The following is a 17644-nucleotide window of genomic DNA, read 5'->3' as shown; positions in this document are numbered from 1 at the left end:
CCGCCGGCAGTGAAACGCCCTCTTCGAGCACTGCGCGACGTCGTCGCCGTGGTGCTGCTGGTGGTCACGTTCACCACCTTGCTGATGCAGTTCGCCAAGGGGAGTCCCGGCCGGGCGATTCTCGGCCCGCGGGCGAGCCAGGAGCAGGTCGACGCGTTGAACCACACCCTCGGCGTCGACCGGCCGGTGATCGAGCAGATCGGATCGAGCCTGACCGGCTACCTCCACCTCGACCTGGGCCACTCGTTGTCCAACCCCGCGCAGAGCGTCGCCGGCCTGGCCGCCGGCGCGCTGCCGGTCACCGCGGCCATCATCGGGCTGACCCTCGCGATCTCGCTGGTGGGCGGTGTCCTGGCCGGCCTGGCCGGTGCGCTCTCGCGGCCCTCGGTGGACCGGGTGGTCAGCGTCGCCGCGGTGTCGATCCTGTCGATCCCGCCGTTCGCGCTGGCGCTGCTGCTCATCGTCGGCGTCGCCATCGGGCTCGGGCTGGCGCCCGCCGGCGGCTGGGCCGGGTCGTGGCCGGCGAACCTCTCCTACGCCTGGCTGCCCAGCCTCGCGCTCAGCGGTCTCCTGCTGCCGCAGATCGCGCGGACCGTCCAGCAACGGGCGCGTGAACTCGCCAACGAGGAGTTCATCGAGGCGGGGGAGGCGCGCGGGCTCTCCCGCGCGCGGCTCACCTTCCGGCACATCCTGCCCAACGCGCTGCTCCCGGTCATCACGATCGTCGGTTTCAACGCGTCCTTCCTCATCGCCGGCGCGGTCGTCGTGGAGGCGGTGTTCAGCGCACCCGGCTTCGGCCAGGTCCTGTCCACCGCGGTCTCCGAACGTGACTACCCGGTGATCCAGGGACTGGCGCTCCTGACCGCCGTGGCGGTCGTGCTCATCAACTTCCTGTGCGAGGTGCTGTACGTGCTGGCAGACCCCCGAACCAGGGTGGCGTCGTGAGCGCGACGCAGCCGCCGGTCCGGCTGGCGCGCCTCATCCGGGTGCCGGGACCGGCGAGCCGGGCGATGTGGGCCGGCCTCGCGTTCATCGTCGCGGTCCTCGCCCTGAGCTTCCTGCTGCCGGTCGTCACCGGCCACGGGAGCGACGAGTTCGTCGCCGAGCCGCTGCTGCCGCCCTCCCCGGAGCACCCCTTCGGGACCGACCAGTTCGGACGCGATCTGCTGGTGCGCACCATGGCGGCCGCGCGCGTCGACTACCTGATCGGCGTCGTCGTCATCGTCTGGTGCGGCGTCGTCGGCAGCCTGGTCGGCGTGCTGATGGCCACCACCCGGCGGGCCGGCGCCGACTGGGTGTTCAGCCGGATCATCGACGCGTCCATCGCGTTCCCGCTGACCATCCTGGTGATCGCGGTCGGGGTCATCCTCGGCCCGGACTTCACCGTTCTCGGCCTCCCTCGGGGCCTGCCGAGCGTGCTCATCGTCTACGCGCTCATCGGCTGGGCCTACTACGCGCGGCTGGCCCGGTCACAGGCCCTGTCGCTGCGCTCACGTGACTTCGTGCGGGCCGCTCGCACCATGGGTTACTCGGACATGCGCATCACGATGCGCCACCTGTTTCCCCAGGTATCCATGGTCACCATGGCGTACGCCGTCGGCGACGCGATCGTCGCCATCGCGCTGACTTCGTCGCTCGCGTTCCTCGGAGCCGGCGTGGCTCCGCCGACGCCCGAGTGGGGCCAGATCATGTACGAAGGGCGCGACCTGATCTCCACGAGCTGGTGGATCGTCGCATTCCCGGCGACGATGCTCGCGCTCAGCGGCATCTCGCTGGCCGCGATCGCCAACGGCGTCATCAAACGGATCGAGGGGTGAGAGCGTTGCGGAGCACGTCCCCGGAGGCCGGGCCGCGTCAGCGGGGCGGCGGCGACATCGGTGAGGCCGCCGTCGAGGCCGCCGTCGAGGTCGAGCGGCTCTCGGTGCGGCTGGGCGGTCGTGAGCTCGTCACCGACGTGAGTTTCAGCGCCCGGGCCCGCGAGTGCGTGGCGCTGGTGGGGGAGTCCGGATCGGGCAAGACCCTGACCTGCCGGGCGCTGCTCGGTTCGCTGCACCGGATCGGCGCGACCATGACCGGTGCGGTCCGGATTCTCGGGCGCGACATGTCGGCGGCCTCCCAGAAGGAGTGGCAGGCGGTTCGCGGGACGACGATCGGCTTCGTACCGCAGGCCTCGATGGCCGGCCTCGACCCGGTGATGAGGATCGGCAAGCAGCTCTCGGAGACGATCCGCCTGCACGACCGGGAGGCCGACCATCGCGGGCGGGCGCTGGAACTGCTGGAGCATGTCGAGATCGCCGACCCGGCGTCGGCGTACCGGTCCTTCCCGCACCAGCTCTCCGGCGGGATGCGTCAGCGCGTGATGATCGCCTTGGCGCTGGCCGGCCGCCCGTCGATCCTCGTCGCCGACGAGCCCACGACCGCGTTGGACGTGACGGTGGAACGCGCGATCCTCGACCTGCTGGCGCGGCTCTGCGTCGACCAGGACATGGCGCTGTTGCTGGTCTCCCACGACCTGGCGGTCGTCCGCAGCATCGCCGACCAGATCAACGTGATGTACGCCGGGACGCAGATGGAACGTGGCGCCACCAAGGACGTGCTGACCGCGGCACGGCACCCGTACACGCGGGCCCTGCTCGCCGCGGACCCCGCCGCCGCCCCGGCCGGCACCAGGCTGTCGGGGATCGCGGGCGGCGTCGCCGACCCCTCCACCTGGGATGTGACCTGCCGCTTCGCCGGCCGGTGCCCGCACGTCACCGAGAGCTGCCGAACCGCCGGGCAGGAACTCGTTCAGATCGGCACGGGCGCGGCGGTCCGCTGCACGCGCTGGGAGGAGCTGGCCTAGATGTCAACGTCCACAGGCGTCCCGCTGCTCGAAGCGGAGTCGGTCGACCTGGCCTACCCGGGCGGTCCGGCCGTCGTGCGCGACGCGTCGCTCGTGGTTCACGCCGGCGCGGCCATCGGCATCGCGGGGGAGAGCGGATCGGGCAAGTCCACGCTGGCCCGGGCGCTGCTCGGTGAGATGGACCCCGTCCGCGGCACCGTCCGGGTCAACGGGCGCTCCTGGCGTGACGTGAAGCGGCGCGACCCCGAGCGACGCGTCGCCCAGATGGTCTACCAGGACCCCTACAGCGCGCTGAACCCGCTGCTGTCCCCGCGCCAGGCGGTCGAGGAGGCGCTGGCGGTCTGTCGCGGTATGTCGCGAGCCCGGCGGCGGGCCGAGGCCCGCGAACTGCTCGGGTCGGTCGGTCTCCCGGAGCGCTCCTTCGACGTCCGGCCCAAGCGGCTCAGCGGCGGGCAGCGGCAGCGGGTTGTGATCGCCCGGGCACTGGCCTGTGAACCCCAGGTACTGATCGCCGACGAGCCGACCTCGGCCCTCGACGTCTCCGTCCAGGCCCAGATCCTGAACCTGCTGCTGGACCTGCGGGAACAGCGGGATCTCGCCCTGGTCCTGGTCAGCCACGACCTCGCGGTCCTCAACCACATGACCAGCACGTGTCTGGTGCTCTACCGTGGCGACATCGTCGAAGCCGGCCCCACCGCGCGGATGCTGTCGGAGCCACAGCACCCGTACACCCGGTCGCTGGTGAACGCGCGCGGCGCCGTACGGCACGGGCCACAGCCGCCGGTCCCGGCCGTCGGCGATCACTAGGGTTTGTCGCGGACGGGGAGGTGCAGCGATTCGTACGCCGGAGAGCTTGCAGGAGATGGTCGACAGCCTGGCGAACAGGCTGCAGCGCTCGGTGGCGATCGACGACCGGCAGATCCGGCTCATCGTCGCCAGCAAGCATTTCGGCGACGAGGACCCGGTGCGGGTCAAGTCCGTGCTCGGACGCGGGGTCGAGAGCGGCATCCGCGACCACGTGCTCTCCCTGGGCATCGACCGGGCGACCGAGCCGCAGCACATCCCGCCGTTTCCACCGCTTCAGCTGAAGGCACGGCTTTGCGTCCCGGTCCGGTACAACGAGGTCCTGCTGGGCTACCTCTGGCTGATCGAGGAGAAACCGCTCACTGCGGAGGAGATCAACGCCGCGTCGGCGGTAGCGGAGGCCGCCGGTCTCATCCTCTACAAGACCGATGTCGCCTTCGAACGCCGTCAGGCCGCCGCCGACGCCCTCCTGCGCGACCTGTTCGCCGACCGTGCGGCCTCGCGCAGTTCGGCCCTCGCCGAGATCCGGGAGGAGGGCCTGCTGCGGGACTTCAAGCAGGTGCGGGTGATGCGGGTGCGCGTCCTGCCGGCGGCGCAGTCGGAGACGCCGGATCCCGACGGGGTCGAGACCGCGATCCTGCAGATGTGCCGCCGCCTGCTGGGCTCCTATCCCGAGGGCGGCGCGATCGTCCAGGCGCACCGCCGGCAGCTGACCCTGCTCGTCACCGGCGGTACCGCGACGCGGGTCCAGTCGGTCCGGGACGCCGCCACCTGGGTGGTCGCCCATCTGAGCGAGACCACGGGGCTCCGCTGCGTGGCCGGTCTCGGGATGAAGCAGCCGAGTCTCCGGGACGCGCACATCTCGCATGAGCAGGCCCGGATCGCGCAGAAGACGGCGCAGATCCTTCCCGCGCTCGGCGACATCGTGGGCTGGGAGGACCTCGGCGTGTTCGCGCTGCTGGCCAAACTGTCGCCGGACGATGTCAGCCTCGCGGCGTACCCGCCGGCGCTGCTGAGGCTGGCGGCGGACCGCAACGCCGAGGTACTGCTGGCGACCGTCGAGACCTACCTGGACCTGGCGGGCGACGTCCAGGCGACGTCGCAGGCGCTCCACGTGCACCGCGCGACGCTCTACCAGCGGCTGTCCAGGATCGAGGTCGTCTCCGGCCTCAGCCTGCGCGACGGCACCAGCCGCCTGACCCTGCACCTGGGCATCAAGCTGGCCCGGCTCACCGGCCAGTACGACGACCTGGTCAGCATCGAGAGAGCTTGATCACAGCTCCGGCCGTCCGGATCGACGCCGGTCGACGCGGGTCGACATCGGGGGCCGGATAACCCGTCGATTGCCCATGTTCCCGGGCCCGCGCCTCTCGCGATCCTTGCCCGGGAGCCCCGAATCGTGGCTCCCGGCTGACGGGAGGAAGGCATGGCACACGAGACTCATGACGCGATCGTGATCGGCGCCGGTGTGATCGGCTGCTCTGTCGCGAACGCGCTGGCCGCCGACGGGCGATCGGTGGTGGTGGTCGAGCGGGGCGCCGGCGCCGGATGCGGCTCGACCAGCGCTTCGTCCGCGGTGATCCGGTACAACTACTCCACGCGCGTCGGAGTCGCGGTCGCCTGGGAGTCGGCGCAGGCCTGGACCGAGTGGGCCTCGTTCGCCGGTCCCGACGACGCGGGCCTGGCCCGCTTCATCCGCACCGGGGGACTCACCCTGGAGTCTCCCGAGCAGGACTTCGACCGGGTCGCGTCGCTGTTCGCCGACGTCGGTGTGCCCTACGAGATCTGGGACGCGGCGGCCATCAGGCAGCGGATGCCGATGATCGACCCGGGCCGGCACCACCCGCCCAAGGCACTGGAGGACGCCCGCTTCTGGGACGACGCGGACGGTGTCCTTCGCGGCCTCTGGACCCCGGACAGCGGGTTCGTCGACGACCCGCAGCTCGCCGCCCACAACCTGATGGCCGCCGCGGTACGCAACGGGGCGACGTTCCTGTTCCGCAACGGTGTCACCCGGATCGAGCGCGACGGCGACAGAGTCACCGGCGTGCTCTGCGAGGACGGCAGCGTGCTGTCGGCCCGCGCCGTCGTCAACGTCGCCGGACCGCACTCCGCGGTGATCAACCGCATGGCGGGCGTGGAGACCGACTTCAGCGTGCGCACCCGGCCGATGCGGCAGGAGGTGCACGAGGTCCGGGCGCCCGACGGCTACGGTCAGGACGGGCCGGGGCCGCTGGTCGCCGACATGGACCTCGGCGTCTACTTCCGCGGCACGCCGGGCGGCGGCCTGCTGATCGGCGGCATGGAGCCGGAATGTGATCCGCTGGAGTGGCTCGACGACGCCGACGACTATGACCCGCAGCCGACGAAGCCGCGGTTCGACGCCCAGGTCATCCGGACCGCGCGACGGCTTCCGGATCTCGGTGTGGTCGACAGGCCACGTGGGATCGCCGGTGTGTACGACGTGTCCGATGACTGGATCCCGATCTACGACCGGACCTCGCTCGACGGGTACTACGTCGCGATCGGCACGAGCGGCAACCAGTTCAAGAACGCCCCGGTCGTCGGCGGGATGCTCGCGGCGATCGTCGACGCCTCGGAGAACGGACGCGACCACGACGCCGATCCCGTGCACCACGTGCTGCCCAGGACCGGCCTTGAGGTCAATCTGGGCCACTACAGCCGCAACCGCGTGATCGAGCCGAGCAGCACCAGCTTCACGGTGATGGGGTGACGCCGGTGGCCGGGCCCACCGGAGAGGAACAAGGACCCCGGTCGTCTTCAAGGCGGCAGCCGGGCCCGCTGAAACCATCCAAGCCGAAAGGAACTGATCGATGACTTCGACACCGGCCCCGTCCGTCGCCTCTTCGCGGTTGGAGATGGGGTTCACCAGGGACCAGTACCTCGACCCGGCCTGGTTCGAGCACGAGCTCGACGTCCTGTTCCGGCCGACGTGGCAGTACGCCGTGCACGAGTCCGAGATCCCCGAGGCGAACTCATATGTCGCGCTCCGGATACTGGGGGAGAACATCGTCGTCACCCGGGACGTGGAGGGCCTGATCCACGCAGTCTTCAACTCCTGCCGGCACCGGGGCGCCACGCTCTGCGACCCCGGTCCGGGCCAGGGCCGTCGCCTGGTCTGTCCCTACCACCAGTGGTCGTACGGCATGGACGGCGCGCTGCGCACCGCGCCGGCGATGCCCAAGTCGATGAACCTCGGCGAGTACGGCCTGCGCCGCGCCCACGCCGAGAGCTGGAACGGTTTCGTCTACGTGAACCTCTTCGGGGACGGGCAGCCGAGCGTCGCCGACCTCCTGGAGCGGAAGGCAGCCGAGTTCGCGCCGTACGACCTGCGTAGGGCGAAGGTCGCGGCCACGATCAGCTACGACGTCGCGGCGAACTGGAAGGTTGCCTACGAGAACTACCTCGAGTGCTACCACTGCGCCGCCAACCACCCGGAGCTGATGGAGGTCTTCGATCTGCAGACCTTCTTCTCCAAGACGGCCAACCGGGTGCGGGCCGAGGCGACGGACTCCTTCTTCCCACTGCGGGCCTCGGCCCGCTCGTTCACCACCGAAGGTGATTACTCCTGCACGAAGCTGCTCGGCGGCCTCGACGCACCCCCGGAGGGCTGGACCATCGAGTCGGCCATGCGGGTGGCCGAGCCGAACCTCGGCTCCTCGCTGCTGGTCTTCCCCGACTACGCGATCATGTTCGTGTTCCGGCCGATCGCCCCCGAGCGAACCGTCGTCGAGTGCCGCTGGCTGGTGCACGAGGACGCCGTCGAGGGGACCGATTACGAGACCGGGTCCCTGGTTCGTCTGTGGGACGTCACCAACCGCCAGGACTGGCCGCTGTGCGAGCGTACCCAAGAGGGGATCCGCTCGCGCGCCTACGTGCCGGGCCCCCGGCACCCGGACCGCGAGCCGTACGTCGCCGAGTTCACCCGGCTGTACTGGCGCGACCTGGACACCGCCCGCTCGTAACTGCGCCGGTCCGTCGGAAGGGACATCAGGGGGCGAGTCTTGCTCGGCCGGGAGCGTCCGAGATGTCCGATCGCCTGGCCGTCCCCGTCGGGCGATCGGACACCGCTGACGAAGGTCAGGCGCTTGTGCTGGTGATGGCGGCGAAGCGGGCGCCGTTCGGGTCGGCGAAGATCGCGAAGCGGCCGACGCCGGGGATGTCCGTGGCGGGCACGACGACGGTGCCGCCGAGTTCTCCGGCCAGGGCGACGGTCGTGTCGCAGTCGGGGACCTCGAAGTAGGGCAGCCAGTGCGGCCTGTCGCCCTCCTGGAGCGGCATGAAGCCGCCCAGGTCGGGGCTGGCTCCCGTCGAGGTCGACGCCACGATGTAGGTCATCTCGCCGAACGGCATGCCCTCGATCTTCCAGTCGAAGACGGCCTGGTAGAAGGGGCGGACGGCGTCGGGGGCCGGGACGTACAGCTCGGTCCAGGCCAGGGAGCCGGGGGCGGTGACGAGGTCCAGGCCCTTGGTCGTGCCGGGCTGCCAGACGGCGAACTCGGCGCCGCCGGGGTCGGTGAATCCCGCCATCCGGCCGTTGGTGAAGACGTCGTCCGGCGCGAAGCGCACCGTGCCGCCCGCCTGCTCGACCGCCTTCGCGGTGGTGTCGGCGTCGTCGGTCTGGAAGTACAGCGTCCAGGCCGAGGTCGCTCCCTCGTCGAGGAGCGGGCCCACGGCGGCGACAGTTTTGCCGTCGACCTGGAGGAATCCGTATCCCCCGGCCTGGGGCCCGGCCGACTGGAAGCTCCAGCCGAAAAGAGAGCCGTAGAAGGCGACGGAGGCCTCGATGTCCGGTGTGCCCAGGTCGATCCAGTTGGGAGCGCCCGGGACGTAGTCGGTGGTGAGCATGACGTGCTCCAGAGAGGGGTTCGTGTGGTCGATGGCCCGCCCTCCGGGCACGCGTCATGGAAGACAACGCCCCTCGTCGGGCTGTCCGATCAGCCTTTCAGAGCCCACCGACAGTTTCCGATCCTCCCGAATACGGCGCACCCTCCCGAGTACGGCGCGGCGTGGGGCGCGGACGACGGGCGCCCTCACACCGTCCAGGTCCGCCTGTAGTCGATGTGCAGGAAACCGGAACAGCGACGCGGAGGCGGCACCGGCCAGTAGCGGGAGTCGAGCTCGGCACAGAAGTGACCGTCCGGCCACCGCGCCATGTGGGCAGGGCCCTCGGTGACCAGGGGGCGGATGTCGGAGGCCCCTGTACGCCGGAACGCCTCGGGACCGCCGACGACGAACAGCGTCCTGGCGGCGAGGTCGAAACGGAGATGGTCGCGATACCTCCGGGTCCGGATCCTGTCGTAGTCGATCGTGTCCGCCTCGGGGAAGACGTCCTCGGGGAGCGTCGCGGTCTGGAGGTGCCCGCCGCCCAGCCTGGCCCGTACGGCAGGCCAGCGCGACGCCTGGAACTGCACGGAGTGCTGCACCAGCACCAGGTCCAGCGGTTCGAGGGGCACGGACTCGCATCCGTGGCGGGTCAGGCCCAGGGGAGGGGTGTTGGCCCGCATGGGCAGATAGATCAGTGAGTGGCGGGACCGCGAGGCCAGCCCCCAGGCCATGGCCAGTACGGCCGTCGCCTCCCGGTCCACGTACATGTCCAGGCTCCACCGCCCGTCGTCGAACAGGAACGCCCGCCGCGGTGGCCGGTCCGGCCGGATCACCCGATAGTCGTCGCCGCCGAGCCGTACACGACTGACCCGCATCCGCTGTCTCACGCCATGACCCTCACCTGTCCGCCGCCCGCCTTGATCGTCCGGGAATGCTAGCCAGCCGCCTGGAGAAAACGCATCCGCTTTTCCACCGGGGTACGGCACGGCGTGACGCGGGTTCCACCGGCCGTGGGCAACCAGCCGCCTGATCGACTTCTGGCCCCGCCGGCGGCCGCGTGATGGGATGGCCCGATGGGCGTCGGCGAGATCGGGCGAGACGTCGCCTGAAGACGTGGAATCGCCCTGAACGGGTGCGGGCCGTCGAACGGAGAAGGCAGTGAATGAGAGGCGGCGGCGGTTCGTCCGGCATATCCGGCAACGGCGTTACCTGGAGGTGTACGCCGCGATCACGATCATCTTCGTGGTCAGCGTGCTCGGCCTGTTCGGCATCGGGGAGACGGACAAGCTCGCCGCGGCCGCCCTGCTGGCGGTGGTGCCGGTCACCATGCTGCTGCTGGAGATCCTGGACAAGCTGGAAAGCCAGGGCGACCGGAGCAGCACCTGGCTGCGCACCTCGTGGCCGCCCGAGCTGGAACGGCGCATGCACGCCGCGACGGACGACGTCGTGCTGGTGGGGGTCGCGCTGCCGCGCATGCTGACCAACTACGTCTCCCACCTCGAACGGAGGGTCAAGGCGGGCCGCTCGGTCGGCGTCATCCTGGTCGATCCCGAGGGCGTGTACGGACCGAACCTCACCACGCGGCGCGAGTCCGGCAGGCCGAACGCCGACAGGAACCGCCAGGTCATCAGGACCAGCATCATGACGATCGACGACGCGTTGCGCTCGGACCCCGAACTGGCCGGGCGGGTGCGCCTGGTGCTGGTCGACTTTCCGATCGGAGCCGGAGGCGTCCTGTTCGACGCCCGGATGGTCGCCGACGCGAACGGAGGGACCGAGCTGGTGCTCGGCCGCGATCCGGAGATGTACATCGAGCGCTACCCCTTCGGCGTCGGCGGGTACGAGCACGAGCACCTGGTGGTGACCCGAGCACACCCCCACTGGCTGGACCACTTCCGCCGGGAGTTCGAGAACACCGCCAACGCGGGCCGTGTCTCGACGCCCCCCGCCCCTGGCCTGGAGCAGTCCGCGGGATAGCAGGCGCCGGTGCCGGTGGCCGGGGCCCTACCCGCCTTCCTGGTCGGGTGCGTGGCCCTTCCCGGCGCGGTGGACGCTGCGGATGGCGGCGACGTCCGGGTGGGGGGCGAGAAGCGGTACGGCCGCCGCCAGGTGGTTGAGCTCGCGTTTCACCCGGGAGGCCATGCCGCCTCCCAGTATGAGCCTCGTCGGGGACGTCGCTCGCCGCGCGCCGTCGAGCAGGTGGAGCGCGCCCCGGCTGGTGATACCCGTGTGGGTGAGGTCGAGGTGCGCGAGGCGGTGTGGCGTCTCGCCCAGTGTCCGCGCGATATGCGCCGCGCCCGTGTCTCCGAGGCGGTTGTCGGCCGCGCCGAGGTAGCCGGCCGCGCGGACCCGCCCCAGGTCGAGCGTCTCGACCCCCGCCGCGGCCGCCGCCGCGACGAGCTTCGCCGCCGAGGTCCGGTCGATGCCGTTGCTGGCCACGGAGAGCCGCCGAAGCCCGCGCGGCCGTCCGGACCGCAGCGCGTCCGCCAGGATCGCGGCCCCCTCGTCGCCGATACCGGCCGCCGAGACGTAGAGCTCCTCAACCCCGTCGGCGTCGATCAGCCGGGCCAGTTCCCGGGCACCCTCGGGGCCCAGCGGATTACCGCCGACGAACAGCCGCCCCGCACCTCCCGACGCCAGGAGGTGATCCACCAGGGCGGCCGCACCGGGCGCGTCCAGACCCGTCTGCACCAGGTCGATTGTGGTCAGCCCGGTGCGGACCGCCTCGCCGACGATCCGGCCGCCGTCGGGGCCGAGCGGGTTGCGCTTGAGCCACAGCCCCCGCACGATGCCGGGGGAGGCGATCAGCCGGTCGGTGATCCGGCACGCCCCGGCCGCGGTGATCGTGTTGCAGCCCAGATAGAGGGTCGAGGCCCCGGAGGCCGTCGCCCCGGCCGCTGCCGTCTCCGCCCCGTCGTCGCCGAGTCCGTCCGTGCCCAGCAGCAGGTGCCGTACGGGGCCGCCCTCGGGCAGCGCGTCGGCGACCAGCCGCATGCCGTACGGGCCGAGGGCCTGTTTGCACAGGTCCAGCCGCCCGTCCGGCATCGCGCTGCCCACGGTGAAGTCGGTGCGGCGGGTCACGGGCTCGCCGCCGCGCAGCCACGCGAGCAGGTCCTCCGGCGGCCCGGTCACCATGGCGCCACCTCGTAGTTCTTGAGCAGGACGCCGTGCACCGGATGGCCCGCCTCACCGCGCACGATCGGATCGTAGACGCGGGCCGCGCCGTCGATCACATCCAGGGGAGTGCGCCGGTCGAGGCGGTCGCGGACGGGGGCGGGCTGTTCGTCGGTGATCCAGCCGGTGTCCACGGCGCACAGGTGGACATCTTGTGCGGCGAGGTCCGCGGCACTGGTGCGGGTCAGCATGTTCAGGGCGGCCTTGGCCATGTTGGTGTGCGGGTGGCGGCCGGTCTTGTTGGTGACCGCGAACTGCCCCTCCACCGCCGACACGTTCACGATGTAGCGCCGTTCGCCCCGGGCCGCCAGCATGAGCGGCAGCAGCCGGTCGATCAACAGGAACGGCGCGACCGCGTTGACGAGCTGCACCTCCAGCATCTCCACCGGGTCTATCCCGCCGATCCGTGCCGTCCACGAGTTGGCGGGCGACAGGTCCGGGAGCAGCCCGGACACGTCCGGCAGCCCGGCGGCTTCCTCCTCGGCGGGGACCACACCGGAGGGGACCGCCGCCCAGCCGGGGGTCAGCTCACGGCGCTCTTCCCCGGCCAGCGCGGCATAGGCGGAGGCCGGGCGGCGGATGGTCTGTGCGGCGTTGTTGACCAGGATGTCCAGCGGATCCCCGTCACCGAGGAGCCGGTCGGTCAGCGCGACGACCTGGCGCGGGTCGCGAAGGTCGATCCCGACGATCCGCAGCCGCCCCGCCCAGTCGCCGGTCCCGGCGAAGCGCCGGGCGGCGTCGTCGGGGAAACGGGTGGTGATCGTGACATGGGCGCCGTCGCGGAGCATCTTGAGCGCGACATGATGGCCGATCTTCGTGCGCCCGCCGGTGACGAGTGCGCGCCGCCTGGTCAGGTCCGTGCGAGCCGTACGGCGGGCGGTCCCAGAGGACGCGCACGACGGGCAGAGCAGGTGGTAGAGGCCGTTCACCGTCCGGTAGGCGGCCTTGCAGACGTAGCAGATCCGGCGCCTGCCGAGCGTGCCCACGGTCGCGACGCCGGGCTCCTCGACCACCGCGTCGGCGATCCGGCCGGGCGAGCCCATCGCGGTGGCGGCCAGCACCGCGGCGTCGGCCCGTGTCTTCTCCCGCTCACGGTCTCGCCTGCGTCGCCGCTGCCCGTCCCTGACCAGGGCGAGGGCGGCGTGTTCGAGACGGAGGCGGTCGGGATCGTCCAGCGGAAGCTCACGGGCCTCGCCCAGGCGCCGCAGTACGGCGGAGACGTCCACCTTCCCGCCTCCCTCCGCGTGCTCCGGCACGGCGCGCTCTTCTCTCCGGTGGGGCCCGGCTGGACTCGAACCAGCGTCCTCCTCCTTGGCCAGGAGGCGCGACGGCCGACTGCGCTACGGGCCGCTCAAAGGAGGGCGGGATCCAGCCGGATTCGAACCGGCGTCCTCCTCTTTGCGAAAGAGGCGCGACGACCTCTGCGCTACGGACCCCGCCTCGGCCAATGTAGCGGGGGTGATCATCTCGTGGGCGGAATCAGGCGGAATCAGGCGGAATCTGGTGGAACGGTCGTGAAACCATCCGCCGGATCAGAAACCGTGCACGCCACCCCGGTTCGCGACCGATGCCGAACGGCCGTGCGCCCCGGTCAGCCCGGAAACCGTAGGAAGGAGGGCGGGACGTGGTCGGTCAGCCAGACGCCGTTGGCGCTGAGGCGGAACTCGTGGCCGGCGGCGCGCATCGCGGCGGCGTCCACCACGAGCACGACCGGCCTGCCCCTGCGGGCCCCGACGCGGGTGGCCGTCTCCCGGTCGGGCGACAGGTGGACGTGGTGGCGGTTCATCGGCCGCAGCCCCTCGGCGCGGATCGCCGTCATGTTCGCCGCCACCGTGCCGTGGTACAGGAACGCGGGCGGCTCGGCCACCGGGAGATCGAGGTCGACGGCCACCGAGTGGCCCTGGCTGGCCCGGATGCGGTTTCCCTCGATCGCGTATCTCCGCTTGTCGTTGTCCGCGACGACCCGCTCCAGTTCCTCCCGGGAGACGGGGAACCCGTGCGCGGCGGCCGCCGCCAGGAGGACGTCGATCTCGACCCAGCCGTGCTCGTCCAGTTCGATCCCGATGCGCTCGGGCTGGTGCCGCAGGTGCTTGGCGAGGTATTTCGAGATCCGCACCATCCGCCGCTCGTCCATCACAGCCTCCTTTCGGCGATCATCGGCGAAGTTCGGGTGCCGGCGAGCGGAGCCAGGGCTCGCCGAACGTCGGTTCGGCGCCGATCAGCCGTGCCGGCGCGGTGCGGACCTCACGGCTGCGCCCCTGCTCGACGATGGCGACGGCCTGGGCCAGAGCGGTGAGTGTGCGGTCGTCGCGGGCCGGGTGGGTGACCGACTCGCCGGCCCAGCGGGTACGCCGGAAGGACAGCGTGAGCTTGTCCTGCTCGTCGCCGAGATAACGCCACAGCCAGGGCTCGATGGACACGTTGGCGATCGCGCGGTGGGGCAGACGGCCGGTCCAATGGGCGTCCTGCCGGCAGCGCCAGGTGTTCGGGCTGGTCTTCCCGCGGGCGGTGATGCCGAGGAAGCGCACCTTGAGGTGGATCACCTGGCCCATCATGGCGATCACGGACAGGGGCGGCATCCCGTTTTCCCGGGTGGCGGGCGGGCCGGGAACGGTGATGTCGCGGGTGCGGGAAGGGGGCGTCGCCGGGGCGTTCCGCCGATCCCGGGGAGCCGATGCCTGGGAGCTGATGCCTGGGAAAACAGAAAATCCCAGGCCTTCGGCCTGGGATGACTGTGGTGGACGATACAGGGATTGAACCTGTGACCTCTTCCGTGTCAGGGAAGCGCTCTCCCGCTGAGCTAATCGTCCTCATGAAAACGAGAGGTGGAGACGGGATTTGAACCCGTGTACACGGCTTTGCAGGCCGTTGCCTCGCCTCTCGGCCACTCCACCGGAGTGAGAGCCCGAAGACCCTTCGAGCGGAAGACGGGATTCGAACCCGCGACCCTCACCTTGGCAAGGTGATGCTCTACCACTGAGCCACTTCCGCGTGTTTTCGCTGGGTGTTTCCCCTGCGGCAACGAGAGAACTCTAGCGTGTTTTCCGGATGCTTGCGTAACCGTGGGTCAGCCAGACCGGCGGAGCCTGCGGGCGACGCCGCGCTCCACGGCCGGGAGGGTGAGGAAGATCTCCAGGATCCGGGTGAGGCGGTGCACCTCGATGCGGTGGAAGGCCGGGCCGTCCGTGCGGGCCAGCAGCAGGGTCAGAGCCAGCGGGGGCAGGGGCGCGGCGATCACGTGGAGACCCGGGCCGAGGGTGGCGGCCGTCGGGCGGGGCGGCGTCTCCGGAAGGAAGGGGATCTCGGCGGGGGCGCGCCAGCTGGAGTGGACGACCACACGCGGATCCTCCTCGGTCCCGGCCGCCGCCCAGTCTGCGCTGAACAGCACCGGCATGGAGTCGATCAGCGTGGCCAGCGCGCGGTCTCCCGCCGTGGTGATGTATTTGAGGATCTCCAGTTCGGGGTAGGTTCCCGGGGCCTCGCGCGTGCCCCACACACCCTCCACGCTCACCCCGGGAACACTCTCCAGGCTCTCGACCAGGGGCCCCCTCGGGGCGGAGTCGGGCCAGAAGACGGTGATGTCGTCGACCGCCCGTCCGTCGCCGCGTTCCAGCACGACGATCTGGGTGATGTCGGCACCGGCGGTGCCCAGGGCGCGGGTAACGTTTCCCAGCGACCCGGGCTGGTCGGGCAGTGCGATCCGCAGCCGCAGGAACATCCACGACCTCCGCCTGTCACGTATGACGTACGCCAGAGCCACCCTACCCGGGGATGATTCGTCCCGCCGAGCTCGGTGCGGTAAAAACACCAGGTGGAGTCGTTGAAACTGGGATCGCTCGAGGTCTGGCCGCCGGTGGTCCTCGCCCCCATGGCCGGTATCACCAACGCGCCGTTCCGGACCCTCTGCCGCGAGCAGGGCGGCGGGCTGTTCGTCTGCGAGATGATCACGACGCGGGCGCTGGTCGAGCGCAACGCCAAGACGCTCAAGATGATCCGGTTCGACCCGAGTGAGAAGCCCCGGAGCATCCAGCTCTACGGCGTCGACCCGGTGACCGTCGGCAGGGCCGTCCGCATGATCGCCGAAGAGGACCTGGCCGACCACGTGGACCTCAACTTCGGCTGCCCGGTGCCCAAGGTGACCCGGCGGGGCGGCGGCTCAGCCCTGCCGTACAAGCGGAACCTGCTGCGGGCCATCCTGCGCGAGGCGGTGCGCAACGCGGGGTCGCTGCCGGTGACGATGAAGATGCGCAAGGGCATCGACGACGACCATCTCACCTACCTGGACGCGGGGCGGATCGCCGTCGAGGAGGGGATCGCGGCGGTGGCGCTGCACGGCCGTACGGCGGTGCAGCACTACGGCGGGACCGCCGACTGGCAGGCCATCGCGCGCCTGAAGGAGGCGGTCACCGAGATCCCGGTCCTCGGCAACGGCGACATCTGGAGCGCGGCCGACGCGCTGCGGATGATGGCCGAGACCGGGTGCGACGGCGTCGTCGTCGGCCGGGGCTGCCTGGGGCGTCCCTGGCTGTTCGCGGACCTGGCGGCGGCGTGCGAGGCCGGGGCCGGCGGCGAACTGGCCCGTCCGGCGCTGGGCCGGGTCGCCGAGACGATGGAGCGGCACGCCACGCTGCTGGCCGAGTGCTTCGGCAGCGAGCAGCACGCCGTGGCCGACTTCCGCAAGCACGTCGGCTGGTACCTCAAGGGCTTCACCGTCGGCGCGGACCTCCGCCGCCGCCTGGCCACCTCCGAGACCCTCGCGGACCTCAGGCAGGGCCTGGCCGAGCTGGACCTCGCCCAGCCCTGGCCCGAAGGGGTGGACGCGCCGCGCGGCAAGACCCACCCGCGTGACCGTGTCCACCTGCCCGCCGGGTGGCTGGACGACCCGTACGAGGTCGTCGTCCCGAGCGCCGACGCGGAGCTGGAGACCTCGGGAGGCTGAACCGCAGGCGGAGGGGACGGAATCGGGTCCCCTCCCTTCCCGCCCTTTCCTTTCCCCTTTTTCCGGAAATCGCCTTTCCGGCATTCTCTTTCCTGTCTTTTCCCGTGCGTTTCGCGACGGTCATCAGACGTCAATGTCGGAGCGTCGGTGGCGCCGAACGGGTCGTCCGATGACGATCCTGACCTTTGACGGGTCTCACCCCGTAACGGAATCCCAGGTCAACCGGGGCCGTCCGTGTCAATGCCACCGGAAACGAGAATCCCCGGCCGTTCCTCAGGGATGAATCTCATAAAGGGGAAAATCTATATGAAGCTACTTTCGCGTGCGGCGCGATGGCTCGCCGTCGTCGCCATCGCGCCGGTCGCGGGGGCGCTGCTCGCCGCTCCCGTCCACGCCGGTGCGCCGGAGCCGGAGCCGCAGTCGGAGGCCGGCGCCCATGCCCGAAGCGCGATACCGACCCTCTGCCTCAACGCCCACCTGGCCGACCTGGGCTGGCAGGGATGGCGCTGCGGAGCCGGGACGTGGGTCGTCGCGGGGACGACCGGGCAGAGCCGTGCCATGGAGGCACTGCGGATCCTCTTCAGTGACGCGGGCTTCATGTGCGCCGAGGCGCACCTGGCCGGCATCGGCTGGCAGGGGGCCGTCTGCGGAACGGCGGGTCAGATCATCGAGGTGGGCACGACCGGACAGGCCAGGCAGATGGAGGCACTGCGGATCTACAGCTCGACCGCCAGCCTGTGCTTCGACGCGCATCTGGCCGACGTGGGCTGGCAGGGAGCCGTCTGCGCGGCGGCGCCCGGGGCGGTCACCCGTGGCACGACGGGACAGTCCAGGCGGATGGAGGCCGTCTCCCTCCTGGCCTGGTAGACCTCCCACCAGATCCGCCTCATCTTCCGGCCCGGTGGACATCCCGGCCCGGTGGACATCCCGGCCCGGCGGACGTCCTGGCCCGGCGGACGTCCTGGCCCGGCGGACGTCCTGGCCCGGCGGACGTCCTGGCCCGGTGGCCTCCGTACGGCGGGCCGTACGGAGGCCCC

At 71.0% G+C, this 17644-nt stretch carries 17 protein-coding genes and 5 tRNA genes; 10 read left to right on the top strand and 12 right to left on the bottom strand.

What is annotated here, in order from left to right:
• Positions 1–9 precede the first annotated feature (9 nt).
• The 7 genes from AB0N02_RS39465 (at position 10) to AB0N02_RS39435 (ending at position 7632) form a co-directional block, all read left to right on the top strand.
• Entirely contained in the window at positions 10–945 is a 936-nt protein-coding gene (locus AB0N02_RS39465) for an ABC transporter permease (protein ID WP_363957934.1), read from the top strand.
• Positions 942–1817 (top strand): ABC transporter permease, encoded by an 876-nt coding sequence (locus AB0N02_RS39460; RefSeq protein ID WP_363957931.1) that lies wholly within the window; start codon positions 942–944, stop codon positions 1815–1817. The genes AB0N02_RS39465 and AB0N02_RS39460 overlap by 4 nt, the downstream gene beginning before the upstream one ends.
• Positions 1814–2842, top strand: a complete 1029-nt coding sequence (locus AB0N02_RS39455; protein ID WP_363957928.1) for an ABC transporter ATP-binding protein — start codon at positions 1814–1816, stop codon at positions 2840–2842. The genes AB0N02_RS39460 and AB0N02_RS39455 overlap by 4 nt, the downstream gene beginning before the upstream one ends.
• Entirely contained in the window at positions 2843–3649 is an 807-nt protein-coding gene (locus AB0N02_RS39450) for an ABC transporter ATP-binding protein (RefSeq protein ID WP_363957926.1), read from the top strand.
• A gap of 55 nt (positions 3650–3704) precedes the next feature.
• Positions 3705–4919, top strand: coding sequence for a helix-turn-helix domain-containing protein (locus AB0N02_RS39445; protein WP_363958138.1), 1215 nt, complete (start codon positions 3705–3707; stop codon positions 4917–4919).
• Positions 4920–5072: 153 nt separating this feature from the next.
• Positions 5073–6380 (top strand): FAD-dependent oxidoreductase, encoded by a 1308-nt coding sequence (locus tag AB0N02_RS39440; protein WP_363957923.1) that lies wholly within the window; start codon positions 5073–5075, stop codon positions 6378–6380.
• Between the two features lie 100 nt (positions 6381–6480).
• Positions 6481–7632 (top strand): aromatic ring-hydroxylating dioxygenase subunit alpha, encoded by a 1152-nt coding sequence (locus tag AB0N02_RS39435; RefSeq protein ID WP_363957920.1) that lies wholly within the window; start codon positions 6481–6483, stop codon positions 7630–7632.
• 115 nt (positions 7633–7747) lie between these two features.
• Here AB0N02_RS39435 and AB0N02_RS39430 read toward each other — a convergent pair whose 3' ends face one another.
• Both AB0N02_RS39430 and AB0N02_RS39425 read right to left on the bottom strand, forming a co-directional pair.
• The gene (locus AB0N02_RS39430; protein ID WP_363957917.1) at positions 7748–8515 is read right to left on the bottom strand and encodes a VOC family protein; all 768 of its coding nucleotides are present in this window, start codon (positions 8513–8515) and stop codon (positions 7748–7750) included.
• A 185-nt stretch (positions 8516–8700) separates the two neighbouring features.
• Positions 8701–9369, bottom strand: coding sequence for a hypothetical protein (locus AB0N02_RS39425; protein WP_363957914.1), 669 nt, complete (start codon positions 9367–9369; stop codon positions 8701–8703).
• Positions 9370–9652: 283 nt separating this feature from the next.
• On the opposite strand from AB0N02_RS39425, the gene AB0N02_RS39420 reads away from it, so the two are divergent.
• On the top strand, positions 9653–10471 hold the full coding sequence (locus AB0N02_RS39420) for a hypothetical protein (RefSeq protein ID WP_363957911.1): 819 nt from the start codon (positions 9653–9655) through the stop codon (positions 10469–10471).
• Positions 10472–10498: 27 nt separating this feature from the next.
• On the opposite strand, the gene AB0N02_RS39415 is transcribed toward AB0N02_RS39420, so the two are convergent.
• From AB0N02_RS39415 to AB0N02_RS39370, 10 genes are all read right to left on the bottom strand, one after another.
• A complete protein-coding gene (locus AB0N02_RS39415) occupies positions 10499–11629 on the bottom strand; it encodes a ribonuclease inhibitor (protein WP_363957908.1) in 1131 nt (376 codons plus the stop codon).
• Positions 11623–12924: an SDR family oxidoreductase gene (locus tag AB0N02_RS39410; RefSeq protein WP_363957905.1), complete on the bottom strand. Its 1302-nt coding sequence runs from the start codon at positions 12922–12924 to the stop codon at positions 11623–11625. Before AB0N02_RS39410 ends, AB0N02_RS39415 begins: the two co-directional genes overlap by 7 nt.
• Positions 12925–12944: 20 nt before the next feature.
• Positions 12945–13017 (bottom strand) — tRNA-Gly (locus AB0N02_RS39405).
• A 14-nt stretch (positions 13018–13031) separates the two neighbouring features.
• Positions 13032–13104: transfer RNA gene (locus AB0N02_RS39400), tRNA-Ala, on the bottom strand.
• Positions 13105–13259: 155 nt separating this feature from the next.
• Entirely contained in the window at positions 13260–13802 is a 543-nt protein-coding gene (locus tag AB0N02_RS39395; protein ID WP_363957902.1) for an RNA 2'-phosphotransferase, read from the bottom strand.
• 19 nt (positions 13803–13821) lie between these two features.
• Complete coding sequence (locus AB0N02_RS39390; protein WP_363957899.1) at positions 13822–14247, bottom strand: hypothetical protein; 426 nt, start codon at positions 14245–14247, stop codon at positions 13822–13824.
• A 156-nt stretch (positions 14248–14403) separates the two neighbouring features.
• Positions 14404–14478 (bottom strand) — tRNA-Val (locus tag AB0N02_RS39385).
• Between the two features lie 13 nt (positions 14479–14491).
• Positions 14492–14562, bottom strand: a tRNA-Cys gene (locus AB0N02_RS39380).
• A gap of 25 nt (positions 14563–14587) precedes the next feature.
• Positions 14588–14659, bottom strand: a tRNA-Gly gene (locus AB0N02_RS39375).
• A gap of 76 nt (positions 14660–14735) precedes the next feature.
• A complete protein-coding gene (locus tag AB0N02_RS39370; RefSeq protein WP_363957896.1) occupies positions 14736–15386 on the bottom strand; it encodes an ACT domain-containing protein in 651 nt (216 codons plus the stop codon).
• A gap of 93 nt (positions 15387–15479) precedes the next feature.
• Between AB0N02_RS39370 and dusB the strand changes: the two genes are divergently transcribed.
• Together dusB and AB0N02_RS39360 are read left to right on the top strand one after the other, a co-directional pair.
• Positions 15480–16607, top strand: coding sequence for a tRNA dihydrouridine synthase DusB (dusB, locus tag AB0N02_RS39365; RefSeq protein WP_363957893.1), 1128 nt, complete (start codon positions 15480–15482; stop codon positions 16605–16607).
• Positions 16608–16913: 306 nt separating this feature from the next.
• Complete coding sequence (locus AB0N02_RS39360; protein ID WP_363957890.1) at positions 16914–17474, top strand: hypothetical protein; 561 nt, start codon at positions 16914–16916, stop codon at positions 17472–17474.
• The last annotated feature ends 170 nt before the right edge of the window (positions 17475–17644 follow it).

The organism is Streptosporangium sp. NPDC051022, from assembly GCF_040683035.1.
Classification (GTDB): Bacteria; Actinomycetota; Actinomycetes; order Streptosporangiales; family Streptosporangiaceae; genus Streptosporangium.
This window is presented reverse-complemented; position numbering and strand designations above follow the sequence as displayed.